Below are 17,833 nucleotides of genomic sequence, written 5' to 3' on the forward strand. Positions count from 1 at the left end.
CCGCAGATGCACGGTGGTGCAACCGCAGGTAGGGTCAGGCCAGTTTTCACTGACCGAGTCGTCTGATGTCCAAGCTATCCCGCCGCGTCTTTTTCCTGGGCACACTTGCCGCCATTTCCGGCTGTGCCCGCCGCCCCGAAGCCAAACAAGAGCCCGATCCCCGCGACTTTAACCCGCCGCTGCACCCCAATGAAACGCCCGAACTGCGGCGGTTGATCAACAAGTGGTCGGATCATTACGACGTGCCGCGCACGTTGGTCCACAGGCTGGCCATCCGCGAGAGCACCCACCGGCCCGGCGCGCGCAATGGGCCCTATTGGGGGTTGATGCAAATCCTGCCGCAAACGGCGCGGGGCATGGGCTTTCGCGGAGCGTCCAAGGACCTGCTGAACCCGGACGTCAATCTACAATACGCGGTGAAATACCTGCGCGGGGCCTGGCTGCTGTCGAACGGCAGCGAAAAGACCGCCGTGAAGTGGTATTCGCGCGGCTACTACTACGAAGCCAAACGGCGCGGGATGCTGGTTCAGACCGGGTTGCGGCCGGGATAGCCTTGCAGTGATTGCGGGCGCGGCGCGGACCGGAGCCCGCCCGAAGCAGGCGTTCCGACGCCGCTGGATCCACCCGTGCCGCTCTTGGGCAAGCACGGCTCAGGCTCCTCTGGCAGCTGTCCTTAAACGGCCGCACCCGGACGCAACCCGATCTGTCAACAGATCGGCACCGATCCATTGATGGATCGGCCTCGCGCTCAGCTGGCGTAGTCCGACCCCTCACTGTCCAAGATCGCCTTTAACTCGCTGAAGTGCCGCAGATCCTGCTCCGGATAGATCTCGACCTCAGAGGCCACCTTTTCCGCCACCGCATCGGACAAAACCCGCAGCGGCTGCCCGGTTTGCAAGGCGCGGATGTAGGTCTCGGCCGCGCGTTCGAAATAATACAACCGGTTGAAGGTCTCTGCCACGCTGTCGCCGATGATCATGACGCCGTGATTGCCCATGATCATCACCTTCTGCTTGGGGTCGCGGAACAGCTGCGCACAGCGTTCGCCTTCGTCCTCGAACGCCAGACCGGCATAGCCGTCGTCGATCACATACCGCCCAAAGAAACTTGCGCAGTTCTGGTCGATCGGCAAAAGCCGGCTGTCGGCGAGGCTCGCCAGCACGGTGGCGAAAATCGAATGGACATGCATCGCACAGCGGGCGTGCGGGCAATGCCGGTGCAACCCGCCGTGCAAGCCCCAAGCCGTCGGATCGGGGGCGTTCGGGCCGTCGAGCGCACTTGGATCATTGGCATCGACTTCGATCATGTCGCTGGCGCGGATGCGGGCGAAATGCATCTGGTTGGGGTTCATCAGGAACGTGGAGCCCGCCTCATCGGTGGCGAGGCTGAAGTGATTGGCCACCGCCTCGTGCATGTTGAGCCGAGCGGTCCAGCGGAAGGCCGCCGCCAGATCGATACGTTCCTGCCAGAAGTCCATATTGGAACGGATATGGGTGACGGTCATGGCGAGCCTCCTTGCCCTGTGCTTCGCAAAGCAGCTTGCCCGATTCTGCGCGGAAGGTCCAAGCGGGGGGCCCGATCCATCAATGGATCGGCACCGATCTGTTGACAGATCGGGGTGGCGTCGGGTTGAAAAAAAGAGGGACCCGCAGGCCCCTCTCTCGCAGACTGTTATGGCGTGCCGCCTACATCGCGCCGCCAATCGAGAAGAACATTGTCTCGCCCGAGTGATCATCAACCCCGTCATTGTCGGTCGACACGAAAATCTCGCCATCCGAGGTGATCGCCAGACCTTCGACCTTGTCCAGAACATAGCCGCCGGTCGCCGTCAGGTCGGGCAACAGGTCGTGCACCAGCTCTTTGGTCACGACCGGCAAATCCCCTCCCAGCGCCGCTGGCTGCATCTCGGACAGCGCAACACGATAGATCTTTTTCGTCACCGCCCGATCATCATGCTGGTTGTCGCGCTCGACGATATAGACGTACTCGCCGTAAACCGCGATTTCCGACAGGCCTACCCAGCCGGTCGCCGGCGCAGCCTTTTCATACAGCACCGCGCCCCATTCTTTGGACTCGATATTGTAGGCCACCAGCTTGACGTGATGGTCCGGATCGTCGCGCCATTCGCGCTGCACCGGCATCCACAGGGTATCGCCCACCTTGGTGATCCCCTCAAACCCGAACCGCTGTTCCACCGCCATCAACTCCGCTGGCAGGCCGACCTCGTGTTTGATCTCACCCGCAGCGTTCACATGATACAGCGCATGTGGGATCACGCGGTCGGTGCGGCCTTCGCTGGCCAGCCAGAACCCGCCCTCGCCATCCAACGCGATGCCTTCCAGATCAAGCTTCTGCGCGATCTGACCGGCGCGGGTGATCTGCATCGCATCGGTGATCTGCGCAGGCCGGGCCGACGCGTCGATGGTGAAGATCGTCGGTTGATAGCCGTAAAAGCTGTCATTCACTGCATAGATCGTCTTGCCCTCACCCGCGACCATGCCGGAAATCGCGCCCCAGCCGGTCAGCTCGTCCATGCCTGCCGAGGTCAGATGCGGATACTGCGCAGCCGCGTCCTGATATACGTACAGCATGACATGCGCCCGCGCGCCGCCATCTTCGATCAAATCGCCTTCGTTGGCCGAAACCAGCAGATTACGCTCGGGGATCACCACATAGCCCTCTGGCCCCACACCCGACGGCAACATCTGCGTCAGCACCGGCGCAGCAAGATCGGTCACGTCATACACCCCAACAATCGAGGCACGCTCCGCCCCGACAAACACAAAAGGCGTGCCGCCAAAGTCGCCAAACGTCACCGACTCAGGCTCAACCCCTTTGGCGTCCGAGCGTTTGTCCGGGTAGTGGCCGATCTGGATGATCGCGTGTTCAAACGATGTGCCGGAGTCGTAGACAACGGTGCCATCCTTGTGGAAAATCGTCCAACCGCGCGATCCGCCTTCGTAATCGCCCTCATTGGCGGTGGCAAAGTGATCGCCGTCGATCCATGTCACTGCGTCAGGCTCGCGTTTGCGGCCCGTCTGGCTTTCGGTGAACAGCAGCGCGCCGCGTTCGTCAGTGGCATCGATGCCGTCAAGATCGACCGCTCCGGCGGAGAAGTGGTTCAGGATCTCGCCGTCTTTCGACACCACAACCATGTGGTTGTTTTCCTGAAGCGTCACGACGACGTCGCCCGCCGCATTGATCGAGACATACTCCGGCTCGGGGTCATCGCCCGCAACATCGGCCAGCCCGGTCAGCGCGACCACCTTCATCGTGGCGCAATCCAAGCTGCCGCCGACGACATCAACCATGATCAGCGATCCGGCCGGCATCTGCGGCAGCGCGCCGCCGTTCAGATCTTCGTCGCGTTCGTTTTCAATCGCGATGGCAAGGAACGACCCGTCCTTGGCCTTGGCGATGCTGTCAGGCTGCCCGCCAAGATCACAGGCCGCCAGTTCCGCGCCGTTGGTGGTGTCGATCGCCTTGATCGCGCCCGACGGGGCGACAAAGCTTTCAGAGGTGTTCACGCCAACAAACGCGGTGGTGCCGATCACGGCCACTGACGTCGGTTCGCCGCCCATCGCAATGTTGCCTTTGGGCGTGGGATTGGCTGGGTCGGTGATGTCGATCAGGCCAATCGCCTCAAGCGGGCTGTCGGTATAGACCAGCGTCATGCCGTCTTGGGTGACGTCGATGATCTCGGGCGCGCTTTCGCGGCTGGTGTCTTCGCCTGCGGCCATATTGGCAATGACCGGGAACGACGCGATGCGGTTAAAGTTCATCTCGGCCACGGCCGACCCGGCGGTCAGCGCGAGTACGGACGTAAGGCAAATGGTGCGGATGACCATGAAAAATCCCCTGTGTGAATGCAGTCCGGCTCTCCTGCGCCGGGGATGTAACGCGAGCATGACGGGGCGACGACCGTTTTGCGAAAGCGGGTGCGCCTCCGCGGCGCACCCTTTGGGCGATTATTGCGCCAACGTCTTGGCCAGACGCATCAGCCGCACCGCCTCGGCGCGGTAGCCGAAGTCGTCCGCACCCTTGGCGCTATTGGCAAGGGTGATGGCGTCATCAAAGCTCCAGTCGCCAAGGTAGTCGCCGCCGCGCAGCACCTGGCCAAACCCGGCAATCGCAAAGGCAAAGCCCATGTCGGCGCTGACCTCGCCCCCCGCAACAATCGGCGTCTCGATCAGGCGGCTGGCGTCTTCGCCCGGAGCCTTGTAGCGCAGCCGCAAAAGGCCCAGCTCGTCGCTGTCATTCGCCGCCGGGGCCGCGCCATAGCGCAGTGGATCGGTCAGGCGGGCGTCTGACCCCACCGGCGTCACCTCATAGAGCGCCGTCACCTGATGGCCCGCGCCAATATCACCGGCATCGACCTTGTCGTTGTTGAAATCCTCGCGCCGCAGGCTGCGGGTTTCATAGCCAATCAGCCGATATTCCGCGACCTGCGCCGGGTTGAACTCGACCTGGATCTTCACGTCATTGGCAATCGGAAACAGCGCGCCGGTGAGTTGATCGACCAGCACTTTTTGCGCCTCGCTCAGCGTATCGATATAGGCCGCCTGCCCGTTGCCGTTCTGCGCCAGCGCCTGCATCGTGGCATCGTCAAGATTGCCACGCCCAAAGCCGAGCACACTGAGATAAGTGCCGCTGTCGCGCTTGGCTTCGATGAAATCCGTAAGCGCATCGGGGTCGTGAATGCCGATGTTGAAATCGCCATCGGTGGCCAGCAGCACGCGGTTCACTTCGCCCGCGCCGCCCATCTGCTCGGCCATCTGGTAAGCACGCTCGATCCCCTGCGCGCCTGCCGTGCCGCCGCCTGCGCCAAGGCTGTCGAGCGCGGCCAGTATCGTCTCGCGCTCACCGGCTTTGGTTGGCTCGAGCGCCACACCGGCCTGCCCGGCATAGGTGACAATCGCCACCTCATCCTCGGGCCGCAATTCGCCCAGCATCAGCCGCAGCGACTGTTTCAGCAGCGGCAGCTTGTTCGGCGCGTCCATCGAGCCAGAGACATCAAGCAGGAACACAAGGTTCAGCGGCGGGCGGGCGTCAACCTCGGGCAAGGCGCCCTGAAGGCCGATATGCACCAGCTGCGTGCCTGCGTTCCACGGCGTATCCGCGACGGTCACAGCGGCGCGAAAGGCGTCGCTCCCCTCGGGGCCGGGATAGTCATAGGGGAAATAGTTCAGCATTTCCTCGATCCGCACGGTGTCTTTCGCCGGCAATTGCCCGGTCTCAATCATGTTGCGCAGAACCGACCAACCGGCGGTATCCACATCAATCGAGAACGTCGACACCGGCGTTTCGGCGGTGACTTTCAGCGGGTTGCTCTCGGCCTCGGGGAAGCTTTCGGTATTGCTTTCGGGGGCGATAAAGGTTGGTTCAGGCATCGGCTGGAACTGCGGCGCCGCCTGTTTGCTGGCGGCGCGGCCAACAACGCGCCCGGCCCCCACCGGAGCCTCCATCGACATGATCCCACCCATGCTGTCGGACATGGCCTGTTCGGCGGCAATCGGCGCGGGGGGCGCAGGCGGCGCAGGGGCGATCTCTGAAAGCGCGAGGTCTTCCTCTTGCGGGTCGCTGGAGTCTTTTGTGGCGGTGGGCACGGCCACGGGTTTCGGCAGGCTGGTCAGACGCGGCGCGCCGATGTCCATCACCGGCACCACCAAAACGGCGGCGACAAGCGCGATGGCGGTGGTTGCGCCCAATGCGGCGCGCGGGGAGATCGAATTCAGCATGGCTCCAAGTCCTTTTGTCCAGGCACCCCTGTTCGGGCGCTCAGAACTATGACGGGCGTTGTCATGCGATCCTTGGCGGGTTTGAAAGTTTTTTTCCGCAGCGGCGATGGTCCGGGCCTTATGCTCGGCATCCGGCGAAGGGGTCGCGGCGTGCAGCGCCTGCCGCAGCTTGTCGAGTTCGTCGCTCATTCCTCTGCCTCCTTCAGCGCTTTCAGGCGCTTGCGTATCTCGGACATGCGCCAGCTGACCGTGCCCTCAGAGATGCCCTGGATCTGCGCCACCTCGGCGTGGGTCAGCGGCTCTAGCACCAGCACCAGTGTGTCGCGCAGGTCTTCGGGTAGCGCGTCCATCGCCTCGGCCAGCCAACCCAGTTGCGCGCGCGCCTCGTCATTCTCGGCCCGGCGGGCCAGTTCCACATCACCCCAGCCTTCGGCCGCCCGGGCGTGGGTTGCGGCGCGGCGGCGGCGGTCATGCGCGGCGTTGACCACCACGCGGTAGAGCCATGTTGTCAGCCGCGCGCGCCCGTCAAACCCGGCCAGCTTGCCCGGCAGGGCGGCACAGATGTCTTGCGTCAGATCCTCGGCCTCGGCCCGGCTGCCGGTCAGGCGAAAGGCCAGCCCGAACATGCGATCGTACACCCGTTCCAACAGGCGCGAAAACGCCGCGCGGTCGCCGCCAGCGGCCTCAAGAGCCAGGGTTTCATCACTCACCGTATCGCGCATATCTTTGGTAAGACGCGCGTCGGCCTGCGATCCTTGGGAGAGGCGCGAGAAAAATCGCATCAGATCGGGAAACGCCGGACCGAAGGCATCTCCGGCAGTGCAATCTTGACGAAAACGGCCATTTAATCCTCCCGCGTTGTCGCCAGTCTCGGCCATCGCGCGCGCCAATGGCAAGCGCTGCAAGGCATGCCGAATTAACATACCAGTCATGCGTGGCGTGCAATTGACCTTTGCCAAGCAGAAGCGCAGCATGCCGCGTATGCATATAGGACGCGGCATCGCGCTTAAACTCATAGCACTTGCCGTATTTACCATCATGGCAACGCTCATCAAGGCGACATCCGATGTGATACCGCCCGGCGAAGCCGTGTTTTTCCGCTCTGCCTTTTCCATCCCGGTGATCATTGTCTGGCTGCTGGCCAAGGGCGAATTGTCGACCGGACTGAAAACCGACCGACCGATGGGCCACATGTGGCGCGGCTTGATCGGGGTGTCGGCGATGGGCACCGGCTTTGCGGCGCTGGGCATGTTGCCCCTGCCCGAAGTGACTGCCATCGGCTTTGCTTCACCCCTGATCACGGTGATCCTCGCGGCACTGCTGCTCGGCGAGCGGGTGCGGGTGTTTCGACTGACGGCGGTGGGCATCGGGCTGATCGGGGTGGTCATCATCCTGTGGCCAAGGCTGAGCTTTGACGGCACCGCCGACAAGATCGCCACACTCGGCGCGATGCTGATGCTGTTCAGCGCGGCGGCGCGGTCCTTGGCACAGGTGCACATCCGCCGGTTGGTACAGAAAGAGCATGCGGCGGCGGTGGTGTTTTACTTCATGCTGACCGCGACGGTGTTTTCGCTGTTCACGCTGCCGTTTGGCTGGGTCTGGCCGTCACCGACTGAAACCCTGATGCTGGTCACGGCGGGGCTGGTGGGCGGCGTGGGGCAGATCCTACTGACCTCGTCCTATCGCTTTGCGCCGGCGTCGGTGCTGGCACCGTTCGATTATGCTTCGATGCTGTTTGCCGTCTTCGCGGGCTATGTTCTGTTTGCCGAGGTCCCCACCGGCCCCACCATCCTCGGCTCGCTGGTGGTGATGGCGGCAGGGGCGCTGATCATTTGGCGCGAACGCCAGCTTGGCCTGCAACGCGGCAAGGCGCGGCCCCGCATGGGGCATCTGGGATAGGCGAGGCACCGGCAGGCCCCTCGCCCTGTCAGGTCAGCCGACCACGTTGAACTCTGGCCCATAAGGATAGCCAGTGATGTTCTCGTTGCCATCTTCGGTGATCACCAGAATATCATGTTCACGGTAGCCCCCAGCCCCCGGCTGCCCGTCGGCAATCGTCAGCATCGGCTCCATCGAAATCACGTGACCCGGTTCGAGCACCGTGTCGATATCCTCGCGCAGCTCCAGCCCGGCCTCGCGGCCATAGTAGTGGCTCAGCACGCCAAAGCTGTGGCCATAGCCAAAGGTCCGGTGTTGCAGCAGATCGCGTTCGGCAAAGAAATCGTTGATCGCATGCGTCACCTCCGAACAGCGCGCCCCCGATTGCAGCAGCGAAATCCCCAGCTCATGCGCGCCGACATTGGCCTCCCAGATCTTCAGGCTGGCGTCGTCGACCTCGCCCACAAACAGCGTCCGCTCCAGCGCGGTGTAATAGCCCGAGATCATCGGAAAGGTGTTGAGCGACAGGATATCGCCACGCGCGAGCTTGCGCGCCGTGACCGGGTTGTGCGCGCCGTCGGTGTTGATCCCGGACTGGAACCAAACCCAGGTGTCGCGGTACTCGGCCTCAGGAAAGCGTTTGGCGATTTCATGCTCCATCGCATCCCGCCCGGCCATCGCCACGTCAATCTCGCGCGCGCCAACCCTGACCGCGTCGCGGATGGCATAGCCGCCAACATCGGCCACCGCCGCCCCGGCCCGGATCAGGGTGATCTCGGCGGGGCTTTTCATCATCCGCTGCTGCATTGTTGTTGCCGACAGGTCCACCCGCGCCGAGGGCGACAGAAAGCTCGACAGCTTGTCGCTTTGCACCAGCGTCAGGTGATCGCCCTCAAAGCCAATCGCCCGCCCCGGCCCGGTGACCGACAGGATCGCGCTCCAGTAATTGTCGCGCTGCCAGTCGGTATAGGTGATGTTGTCGCCAAAACAGCGCCGCCACGGTTGGCCCGCGTCGATCCCGGCGCTGATGGTCACCGATGTCTCGGGCGTTACGACAACCGCATAAGGCCGGCCAAAGGCGCAATAGGTGAAGCCGGAATAATAGCTGACGTTGTGCATCGAGGTCAGCACCGCCGCCTCGCAGCCGAGATCGGCCATGCGCGCACGCAGACCGGCAAGCCGCGCCTCATATTCGGCATCGGCAAATTGCAAAGCGGCCTTTTGGCCGTTGTGAAAACGATAGAAATCAGGACGTGCAGTCATTGCGACCCTCCTCGTCAAAGAAAGGTCCCGGCGTTCAGGACTGGGATAGGGTGCAGTCTGGGGCGACGCCATCGCCCCTCCCGCGCCCAGATTGTGCAAATCGTGGGTTTTGGCAAGCGAAATTCACGGGTCTGGCCTTTTGCGCGGCGGAACGGCTTTGCCAAAAAAAAGGGGCCGCCCCCGATGGGACGGCCCGAAACATACCGACTGTAAGCGCGCGGCTCAGTCGTTGACGCTGTCTTTCAGCGCTTTGGCGATGGTCACTTTCACGACCTGATCCGCCTCTTTCTTAAACTGTTCGCCGGTGGCAGGGTTGCGCACCATACGCTCGGGGCGCTCGCGCAGGTAGAATTTGCCGACACCCGGAAGCGTCACCGCACCGCCACCCGAAACTTCACGAGTGATCAAGTTGCACACCGCATCAAGCGCCGCGCCGGCGGCTTTCTTGTCGGTGTCCATTTCCTCTGCCAGAGCCGCAACGAGCTGGGTCTTGGTCATTGGTTTTGCCATTTTCTGGTCTCCTTGGTTCTGCCCAGCTATTGGGCCTCATTGCGCGCATTAAACGTTATGTTGCGTACCAACACAACTATTTGTGGGCGGTTGCGTCATAAAAATATAGGTTTTTTGCGCTTTACCCGACGTCAAAGGAAGGCGGTTTCGTCAAAAGCCCGCAATTTCCGGCTGTGGATACGCTCTAGCGGCATCTCGCGCAGGTGTTCCATTGCCCGAATTCCGATGCGCAGGTGCCGCGCGACCTGAGTCTGATAGAAGGCGCTGGCCATACCAGGCAGCTTTAACTCGCCATGCAGCGGCTTGTCCGAGACGCAGAGCAGCGTGCCATAGGGCACCCGGAAGCGAAAGCCATTGGCGGCAATCGTGGCACTTTCCATATCCAGCGCCACGGCGCGCGATTGCGAAAGCCGCTGCACCGGGCCTTCCTGATCGCGCAACTCCCAGTTGCGATTGTCGACGCTGGCTACCGTGCCGGTGCGCATGATCCGCTTGAGGTCATAGCCCGAAAACTGGGTTTCCTCGGCCACCGCCTCTTCCAGAGCGATCTGAATTTCGGCCAGCGCCGGGATCGGCACCCAGATCGGCAGGTCGTCGTCGAGCACCCGGTCTTCACGCAGATAGGCGTGTGCGAGCACAAAATCGCCCAGTGACTGCGTGTTGCGCAGCCCGGCGCAGTGACCCACCATCAGCCAGGCGTGCGGGCGCAGCACGGCGATGTGGTCGGTCGCTGTTTTGGCGTTCGACGGGCCAACGCCGATATTGACCAGCGTGATCCCCGCGCCATTCGGGCGCTTGAGGTGATAGGTCGGCATCTGCGGCTGTTTCAGCGTCGGCGGGATGATCTGATCGGGGGCCGTAATCTCGACATTACCGGTGCTGACAAAGCTGGTGTAGCCACTGTTCGGATCGGCCAGCATCTCGCGGGCATAAGCCTCGAATTCGCTGACGTAGAACTGGTAGTTGGTGAACAGCACATGGTTCTGGAAATGGCCGGGGTCGGTGGCGGTGTAATGCGACAGGCGGGCCAGCGAATAATCCACCCGTTGCGCGGTGAACGGCGCCAGCGGCGCGGCCCCGCCGACAGGCACGGTGAAGGTCCCGTTGACGATATCATCGTTGGTGGTCGACAGGTCGGGCACGTCAAAGACATCGCGCAGAATGAACTCAGAGGCCCCCTCTTGCGGCACGGTGACTTCGGTCTTGGAAGCGACGGCAAAATGCACCGGGATCGGCGTATCGGACACGCCAATCGCCACCGGCACGCCATGGTTTTCCATCAACAGCCGCAACTGCTGGCTTAGATACTGCCGGAACAGCCGTGGCTGGGTGACGGTGGTGGCATAGGTGCCGGGGCCGGAGACATGGCCAAAGCTCAGCCGGCTGTCGACCTGGGCAAAGCTGGTCGTGGTGATGCGGATCTCGGGGTAAAAGGCGCGCTGGCGCATCGCGGGCTGGCCCTTGACCATCGCGCGGCGAAACGCATCCGACAGGAACGTCGTCGCCTTGTCGTACAGCATGCACAGCTGGTCGACAGCCGCTTCGGCATCCGTAAAGAACTGCTGCTCCGGAAGTTCCGGGGTCTGCACCGCCTTGATCTGTTCTCTACCTGTCATACCGGCCCCTGTCCTGTCTGTTGCGCGCGACATTGACTTAGGCGCAGGGCGACTTCAACCATAACGGAGCGTGAAAAAGAGCGGTGCGATGGATTTCGAGACAGTGACCCCCGAGGCATTCGGTGCGGGCCTGCGTGGCCTGGGCCTCAATCTGCTGGTGAGAGATGTGGCGATCAGCGCGAATTTCCTGCGCGTGGTCTTTGGCATGGGCGTGCATCGCATGTCGCGTGATTTCGCCATCGTGGCCTATGGCGATCAGCTGTTTCAGCTGCACGCCGATCACACCTACGCAGACCACCCCCTGCACGAGATGCTGCCGGAACACCCACCGCGCGGGCTTGGCGTTGAGATCCGGCTGTATGACAGCGACCCTGACCAAGCCGCCGAGCGCGCCGGGGCGTCAGGCGGGCTTGTGCTCGCCGCGCCGATGGACAAACCGCATGGACTGCGCGAGGCGTTCCTGCTTGATCCCGATGGGTATTGCTGGGTGGCCTCGCGGCCAAAACAGGCGGTTACTCGGCCTGAAGACCCCGCCACGCCGAGATGATCTCATCTGCAAGGGTGTCGGCATGTTTGCGAAAAATGCCATAGCCCGACACCGACACCCGGATGATCCGACGCCCGCGCCATTCTCCATGTGAGGGGTACACCCGGCCCCGTTCCTGAACCCGGTGCAGCACCTCATCGGTCTGAACGTTGCCCTCGGCCCCGTCGCCGCAGCAGATCGCCACTTGATTGAACACCACGTCGTTCAGCACGGTCAGCCCCGGCTCGGCCTCGATACGTTTGGCGATGTGCTGGGCAAGCTGATGATGGCGCAGGATCATTTCACGCACCCCGGATTGCCCAAGATGGCGCATGATCGCATAGCTCGGCACGCCGCGCGCCCGGCGCGACAGCTCTGGCGTGCTGTCGGACGGGTCCCAATGCCGATTGCACTCCGGAAGATAGGCCCCGCGCGCCGACATTGCCGCCACCAGCGCCCGCCGGTCCCGCACCAGAACAACACCGGCATCGAAAGGCGCACTCAGCCCCTTGTGCAGGTCCACTGCCCAACTGTCGGCCTCGGTGATCCCGGCGCAACGTTGCGACAGTTCCGGCACCGCTGCGGCCCAGAGGCCAAAGGCACCGTCGACATGCACCCAGCCGCCTCGGTCATGCACCGCGCCAATCAGCGCCTCGAAAGGATCAAACGCCCCGGTGTTGATTTGTCCGGCTTGCAGGATCACCAGCGGCGGTGCCTCGCAAGCGGCCAGTTTTGTGGCGAAATCCTCGGGGCAGATCCGCCCTTGGTCATCGGTGGCCACCCGGATCGCCCGGCCTGTGCCAATGCCGGAATAGCGCAGGGCGGCGGTGATCGCCGAATGGCAATCCGCCCCGATCAGCACCGGGAAGGCGGGTGCGCCGAGCAGGCCATCCTCTTCCACGTCCCATCCCTGCGCCGCCAAAAGCGCGTGGCGCGCGGCCAGCACCGCCGAAAAGTTGGCGACCGTGGCGCCGGTCACAAGGCCCGCGCCGGTCTTTTCCGGCAGGCCGAACATCTCGATCAACCAGTCGCACAGCGCCCGCTCCATCCCGGTGATCGCAGGCGATTCCGTCGAGGACGCCGCGTTCTGCCCCCAGGCCGACACCAGCGCATCGGCGGCCACCCCCACCGGATGTGAGGCCCCGCAGACATAGCCAAAAAAGCTCGGGGCCGTCATCGGATGGATCGCGCCTTCGGCCTTGGCCGTGATCTGCGAAATCACCTGCGCCGCTTGCTGCCCCTCTTCGTCGAGCGGCGTGCGATACCGGGCGACGGCCTCATCGAGCGGCACAACCGGACGCGCACCGCCCAAGTTGACGTTCGACCGATACTCCAATGCCGCAGAATAGGCCGTTGCCAACGCCGCGCGCTCTTCGGCCGTCAGACCGCTTTCAATTGATTCCATACGCATATTCGCTTGCTCACGTGCCTTCAGTTTTGTCTGGGTAGTAACCGAGATTTCCCAAGGCTACCCCGGCAATTCCGGCGGAAATGATGACATGGCGCACAGTTGCCGGCGGTTTTCACGCTCGCATCACTTAAAAAATGAGACTCAGATGGGCCGGGGACTGGCGCGCGGTCTCACTCGGTCGAAACCAGCACCGCTTCGACCCGGCGATTGGCCTCGCGGCCCTCTTCGGTCAGATTGCTGAGGATCGGTGCCAGATAGCCCATGCCGCCCGCCTCTAACTGGCCGCGCGCAACGCCGTAGGTCGCCACCATCCGCTCTAAAACCGAGGCCGCGCGTTTGCGCGACAGGGCGATGTTATTCTCCAACGTGCCGACGGAGTCGGTGTGCCCGACCAAGGCGATGCGGCGGTTGGGATAGGTCGTGAGGTAATCGGACAGCGCCGCGAGGCTTTCAAACGCCTCCTCGCCCAGCGCCGAAGAGCCGGTGGCGAAATTCAGATCGCTCAGCACAACACGCCCGGCGCTTTCAAGTTGCGTGCCCAGCGGGCCGGTGGGGCGCGGGATCGTCGGGTTGGCCGGGCCTGCGGTGGTGGTAAAGCCCGCATCCGGGGCGGTGCCGACCCGGATCACCTGAACGAACCCGGCAGAGGCGCTGCGCGACACCAAAAGCGAAATCGCCCCCTGCTCGGCATTCTGCGCCGCGAGAAAGCGGAAATCGGTCAGGTCGACATACATACCGGGGCCGGGCAGAACCTCGGTGCCAAAGCGGAAATCGAAACCGCCACATTGCCGGGTGCGGCATTCAAACAAGATCTCGAACCCCGCCGCCTCGATCTGGCTGCGCAGCGGCGCAAGCAGTTGCAAGGTGGTGCCGGTGCTGGCCGGAACGCGAAACGCCTGCCGCTGCACCGCGCCTTCGATCACCTTGACCGGGATCGCCCCATCGGCAATGCGGCCAAGCGGCATGGCATACGACCCCGGATCGCTTTTTGCATCGTGTTCAAGCCGGGTTCCGGCGGGCAAGCTTAGCACCTGCGCCGCGACGGGCGCGGCCAAGGCGGCGAAACACCCTATTATGAGCGCAGCGCCCCGCAAGGTCAGCGCGCCTGAGAATGGTAATCCGGGTTGGGCCGCATATCGATGGCGCTGCTCACCCGGTTGGTCATGTTAAAGAACGCCGCGACCGAGGTGATGTCAAAGATATCGCGGTCACTAAACCCAGCATCGCGCAGCGCTTGGCGGTCGGCCTCTGTCACTTCGGCGCTGGCCTTGGTGACCTTTTCGGCAAAGCCCAGCATCGCGGTTTGGCGCGCGTCCAAATCAGCGGCCCGCCAGTTCATCACCATCATTTCACCCAAGGCCGGATCGCCCGAAAGCTGTCGCACCGCCGCGCCATGTGCCGTGAGGCAATAGAAGCATTTGTTGACTGATGACACCACGACGGCGATCATCTCACGCTCAAGCTTGCTCAGCCCGCTGTCGGCCAGCATCAGCTCGTTGTACATGCCGGTGAAGGCGTTAAGCTTTTCGATATCAAAGGCATAGGCTTGCAAAACGTTGGGGATCATCCCCAGCTTATCTTGACAGACATCGAAATATTTCTGCGTCTCGTCCGGCAGGGGATCGGCCATCGGCAGATCCAGCGCAGTGATCTTGTCGGTCTGGCTCATCGCCGGTCTCCCCCTCGCGGTCATGGTTGTTTGATACGGTAGTGATAGCTGCCAGCCGGTGCAAATCCCATCGCGCGATAAAGCGCGTTGGCAGCAGCGTTTTCCTTGACGCAGAGCACCGAGAGATGCGAGCCGCCCTGCGCCCGCGTCCACTGGGCCGCCGCGCGCATCATCCACTGCGCCATGCCCTTGCGGCGCTTGTCCGGCGTGACCTCAAGCGCGTGCACCATGGCCGTGCCGTCATGCAGGCCGACATAGGCGGTGGCGGCGGGGTTGTCTTCGATTCGCCCCAGAAGGCCAGTTTTCGCACAGGCGGCGCGCTGCATGACAGCGATCCGGTCGGCATCAATGCCCGCCTCGGCCCAGAGGTCGATCATGATCGCCAGCGGCTCCCAGATGCAAAAGGTGGTGACGCGCGGAATCGCAACATCAGCCAGCGCTTCGGCGGGAATGACGTAAAGCTGCACCGGGTCGATGATCTCATACCCAGCGGCGGCAAGACTGGCGTCAAAGGCGTCTTCGCCGGGACGGATCTGGAACAGCGGCGCTTGGCCGATCTCACGCATGGCGGCTTCGGCTTGGTGCCGGTCCGCCTCGGTTGCGGTGCCCCCCGGCGCCAATGTCGCCGCCGAGACCCGTTTGCCGCCCCCCGCCCCATCGCGCAGGGTGAACGGCCCGAGGTCAAAGCGGCGCGCAGGCGGCCAAGTCGCCTCGCACACCTGCATCAGATGATCGGCGCCCGGCATCATTCTCCGAACAGCGCGCGCAGGCGGGCCATGGCCGCGTCGATCCGCGTGCCATCAGAGCCGCGCACCACGACATTAGAGCCATAGGCGCCGTTTTGCTGAAACGGATAAGAGCCAAACGACAGGTCGTCGAATTCGGTCGCAAGATCCGACAGCGGCGCAGCAATGTCGCCCTCGCCCCGTTGCACTCGCAGCGTTTGGCTCAGCAGCGGCGCGCCGCCGGTGAGCGTGGGCAGGACGGTGGCAACCATCGCCTGAAACACATTCGGCACCCCGGCCATGACGTGCACGTTCTTCATGGTGAAGCCCGGCGCGATCGACACCGGATTGTCGATCAGCGTCGCGCCGTCCGGAATGCGTGCCATGCGCAGGCGGGCGTCGTTCAGCTCGCGTCCTGTGTTGGCGTAGTGTTCGGCCAACAGCGCGCGAGCGTCGTCGCGCACGTCGATATGGGCGTCAAATGCCTGCGCGATGCAATCGGCGGTGATGTCGTCATGGGTGGGGCCGATGCCGCCCGAGGTGAACACATGGTCAACCCCCTCGGCCAGCGCCCGCACGGCGGCAACAATCGCCGGGGCGTCATCGCTGACCACGCGGACCTCCTTAAGGTCGATGCCGTGTTTGGTCAGCTCACCGGCGAGGTAGTGCATATTGGCGTCGCGGGTGCGGCCTGAGAGGATTTCATCGCCAATAACAAGCATCGCAGCGGTTGGGTTGGCCATGTCGGGCCTCCTTGAAGACGGGTCTGCTGAGGTATAGGCCGGGCGCATGCGCTTTCAAACCCCTCTTGTCCCGGCCACGCTGATCCGACGCTACAAACGTTTCCTAGCCGATTGCCGGCTTGAGGACGGGCGCGAAGTTGTGGCCCATTGCGCCAATCCCGGCTCGATGATGGGGCTGGCCGAGCCCGGCTTTGCCGTCTGGCTTGAGCCGAACGACGATCCGAAAAAGAAGCTGGATTACGGCCTGCGGCTGGTGTCGCCCGCGCCCGGCGTTTTGGTGGGGGTCGATACCTCGGTGCCCAATCGCGCGCTTAGGGCGGCGCTGGAGGCCGGCGAAGTGGCCGGGTTGGACGGCTATGCGCGCGTGAAACCCGAGGTGAAATACGGCACGAACAGCCGGATCGATTTCCTGCTGACTGCCGAGGGGCGGCGGGATTGTTATGTCGAGGTGAAATCGGTGACGTTGAGCCGCGAAACCGGCATGGCCGAGTTCCCCGACAGCGTGACCGCGCGCGGCACCAAGCATCTGGGCGAGTTGGCGGCGATGGTGCAGGCCGGGCACCGGGCAGTGATGCTCTACCTGATCCAGCGCAACGATTGCCCCGTGATGCGGCTGGCGGGCGACATTGACCCGGCTTATGCGGCGGCGTTCAACCTGGCACAAAAAGCGGGCGTCGAGGTGATGGTTCTGGGCTGCGATCTCAGCCCCGAGGGGATCAGCCCCACCGGGGCCTTGCGGTTCGACCCGGAATAACACGGAATAACGCGCGAAATTGACCCGCAAGCCAGTGAACCGCCATGAAAATCGCGCTAAAAGGGTGCGGCGCGGGGCCTGTCTGCGCACATCCTCTGGCTCTTTTCGCTGCAAGCGCATAAGTATGGGCCAAGAATTGATTTACGGAGCATTGCCATGAACCGTCACAAGGGCCGCATGACGCGCGACGGCATCAGAATTCACGACCCCGCCGACTATGAGGGCATGCGCAAGGCCGGCAGTGTCGCGGCGCAGATCCTTGATGAGGTCGCCGCGCTGGTCGAGGTTGGCCAGACCACCGGCGCGCTGGATGACTTCATCGAGCGGCGGGTCACCGAACTGGGATCGAAATCCGCCACCATCGGCTACAAAGGCTATGAGCACGCCAGCTGTATCAGCGTGAACCACGTGGTGTGCCACGGCATCCCCGGCGACAAGAAACTGAAAGACGGTGATATCCTGAATATCGACGTCACAGTGATTGTCGATGGATGGTTTGGCGACACCAGCCGGATGTATGTGGCGGGCAAACTGCCGCGCAAGGCCGAGCGGCTGATCCAGGTGACGCATGATGCGCTGATGCTCGGGATCGAAGCGGTGAAGCCGGGCAACACCTTTGGCGACATCGGCCATGCGATCCAGAGCTTTGTCGAGGCACAGCGCATGTCGGTGGTGCGGGATTTCTGCGGTCACGGGTTGGGCACGGTGTTTCATGCGCCGCCCAATGTGCTGCATTATGGCCGCTCGGCCACCGGGCCGGTGCTTGAGGAAGGCATGTTCTTTACCATCGAACCCATGGTCAATCTCGGCCGTCCCGAGACCAAGGTTCTGGGCGATGACTGGACCGCTGTGACCCGCGACAAATCGCTGTCGGCGCAGTTTGAACATTCGGTAGGCGTGACTTCGGACGGGGCGGATATCTTTACCCTCTCGCCTTCGGGCCGGTTCCACCCGACCTTTGATATTTGAACGCACGTCCCCATGCCTGTGTAACGCGGTG

General features: G+C 63.2%; 17 protein-coding genes. 5 read left to right on the plus strand and 12 right to left on the minus strand.

What is annotated here, in order from left to right; all coding sequences use genetic code 11:
- The first annotated feature begins 65 nt into the window (after positions 1–65).
- Complete coding sequence (locus tag ACW9UO_RS10200) at positions 66–551, plus strand: transglycosylase SLT domain-containing protein (protein WP_457085708.1); 486 nt, start codon at positions 66–68, stop codon at positions 549–551.
- Positions 552–748: 197 nt separating this feature from the next.
- Here the strand turns inward: ACW9UO_RS10200 and ACW9UO_RS10205 are convergent, their stop codons facing one another.
- The 4 genes from ACW9UO_RS10205 to ACW9UO_RS10220 form a co-directional block, all read right to left on the minus strand.
- The gene (locus ACW9UO_RS10205; protein WP_457085709.1) at positions 749–1,504 is read right to left on the minus strand and encodes a class II aldolase and adducin N-terminal domain-containing protein; all 756 of its coding nucleotides are present in this window, start codon (positions 1,502–1,504) and stop codon (positions 749–751) included.
- 181 nt (positions 1,505–1,685) lie between these two features.
- Positions 1,686–3,848: an esterase-like activity of phytase family protein gene (locus tag ACW9UO_RS10210; RefSeq protein WP_457085710.1), complete on the minus strand. Its 2,163-nt coding sequence runs from the start codon at positions 3,846–3,848 to the stop codon at positions 1,686–1,688.
- A 120-nt stretch (positions 3,849–3,968) separates the two neighbouring features.
- On the minus strand, positions 3,969–5,927 hold the full coding sequence (locus ACW9UO_RS10215; protein WP_457085711.1) for a vWA domain-containing protein: 1,959 nt from the start codon (positions 5,925–5,927) through the stop codon (positions 3,969–3,971).
- Complete coding sequence (locus tag ACW9UO_RS10220; RefSeq protein WP_457088635.1) at positions 5,924–6,460, minus strand: RNA polymerase sigma factor; 537 nt, start codon at positions 6,458–6,460, stop codon at positions 5,924–5,926. The genes ACW9UO_RS10215 and ACW9UO_RS10220 overlap by 4 nt, the downstream gene beginning before the upstream one ends.
- A 316-nt stretch (positions 6,461–6,776) precedes the next feature.
- On the opposite strand from ACW9UO_RS10220, the gene ACW9UO_RS10225 reads away from it, so the two are divergent.
- Entirely contained in the window at positions 6,777–7,637 is an 861-nt protein-coding gene (locus tag ACW9UO_RS10225) for a DMT family transporter (protein ID WP_457085712.1), read from the plus strand.
- A 33-nt stretch (positions 7,638–7,670) separates the two neighbouring features.
- Here ACW9UO_RS10225 and ACW9UO_RS10230 read toward each other — a convergent pair whose 3' ends face one another.
- From ACW9UO_RS10230 to ACW9UO_RS10240, 3 genes are all read right to left on the minus strand, one after another.
- Positions 7,671–8,879, minus strand: coding sequence for an aminopeptidase P family protein (locus ACW9UO_RS10230; RefSeq protein WP_457085713.1), 1,209 nt, complete (start codon positions 8,877–8,879; stop codon positions 7,671–7,673).
- Positions 8,880–9,101: 222 nt separating this feature from the next.
- Positions 9,102–9,389, minus strand: a complete 288-nt coding sequence (locus ACW9UO_RS10235; protein ID WP_457085714.1) for an HU family DNA-binding protein — start codon at positions 9,387–9,389, stop codon at positions 9,102–9,104.
- A 131-nt stretch (positions 9,390–9,520) separates the two neighbouring features.
- Positions 9,521–11,005, minus strand: coding sequence for an AMP nucleosidase (locus ACW9UO_RS10240; protein WP_457085715.1), 1,485 nt, complete (start codon positions 11,003–11,005; stop codon positions 9,521–9,523).
- Positions 11,006–11,093: 88 nt separating this feature from the next.
- Between ACW9UO_RS10240 and ACW9UO_RS10245 the strand changes: the two genes are divergently transcribed.
- Entirely contained in the window at positions 11,094–11,552 is a 459-nt protein-coding gene (locus ACW9UO_RS10245; RefSeq protein WP_457085716.1) for a VOC family protein, read from the plus strand.
- On the opposite strand, the gene ACW9UO_RS10250 is transcribed toward ACW9UO_RS10245, so the two are convergent.
- The 5 genes from ACW9UO_RS10250 to ACW9UO_RS10270 all read right to left on the minus strand — a co-directional run bounded on the left by ACW9UO_RS10250 (position 11,518) and on the right by ACW9UO_RS10270 (position 16,079).
- On the minus strand, positions 11,518–12,936 hold the full coding sequence (locus tag ACW9UO_RS10250; RefSeq protein WP_457085717.1) for a pyridoxal phosphate-dependent decarboxylase family protein: 1,419 nt from the start codon (positions 12,934–12,936) through the stop codon (positions 11,518–11,520). The genes ACW9UO_RS10245 and ACW9UO_RS10250 overlap by 35 nt on opposite strands.
- 176 nt (positions 12,937–13,112) lie before the next feature.
- Positions 13,113–13,997: an OmpA family protein gene (locus ACW9UO_RS10255; RefSeq protein ID WP_457085718.1), complete on the minus strand. Its 885-nt coding sequence runs from the start codon at positions 13,995–13,997 to the stop codon at positions 13,113–13,115.
- A 41-nt stretch (positions 13,998–14,038) separates the two neighbouring features.
- The gene (locus tag ACW9UO_RS10260) at positions 14,039–14,611 is read right to left on the minus strand and encodes a peroxidase-related enzyme (RefSeq protein WP_457085719.1); all 573 of its coding nucleotides are present in this window, start codon (positions 14,609–14,611) and stop codon (positions 14,039–14,041) included.
- A 20-nt stretch (positions 14,612–14,631) separates the two neighbouring features.
- Complete coding sequence (locus ACW9UO_RS10265) at positions 14,632–15,360, minus strand: GNAT family N-acetyltransferase (protein ID WP_457085720.1); 729 nt, start codon at positions 15,358–15,360, stop codon at positions 14,632–14,634.
- On the minus strand, positions 15,357–16,079 hold the full coding sequence (locus tag ACW9UO_RS10270; RefSeq protein WP_457085721.1) for a competence/damage-inducible protein A: 723 nt from the start codon (positions 16,077–16,079) through the stop codon (positions 15,357–15,359). The genes ACW9UO_RS10265 and ACW9UO_RS10270 overlap by 4 nt, the downstream gene beginning before the upstream one ends.
- Positions 16,080–16,125: 46 nt before the next feature.
- Here ACW9UO_RS10270 and sfsA point away from each other — a divergent pair, with 46 nt between their 5' ends.
- Together sfsA and map are read left to right on the plus strand one after the other, a co-directional pair.
- Positions 16,126–16,833: a DNA/RNA nuclease SfsA gene (gene sfsA, locus ACW9UO_RS10275; RefSeq protein WP_457085722.1), complete on the plus strand. Its 708-nt coding sequence runs from the start codon at positions 16,126–16,128 to the stop codon at positions 16,831–16,833.
- Positions 16,834–16,989: 156 nt separating this feature from the next.
- On the plus strand, positions 16,990–17,802 hold the full coding sequence (gene map, locus ACW9UO_RS10280) for a type I methionyl aminopeptidase (RefSeq protein WP_457085723.1): 813 nt from the start codon (positions 16,990–16,992) through the stop codon (positions 17,800–17,802).
- Positions 17,803–17,833 lie beyond the last annotated feature (31 nt).

This window comes from Marinovum sedimenti (genome assembly GCF_054052205.1).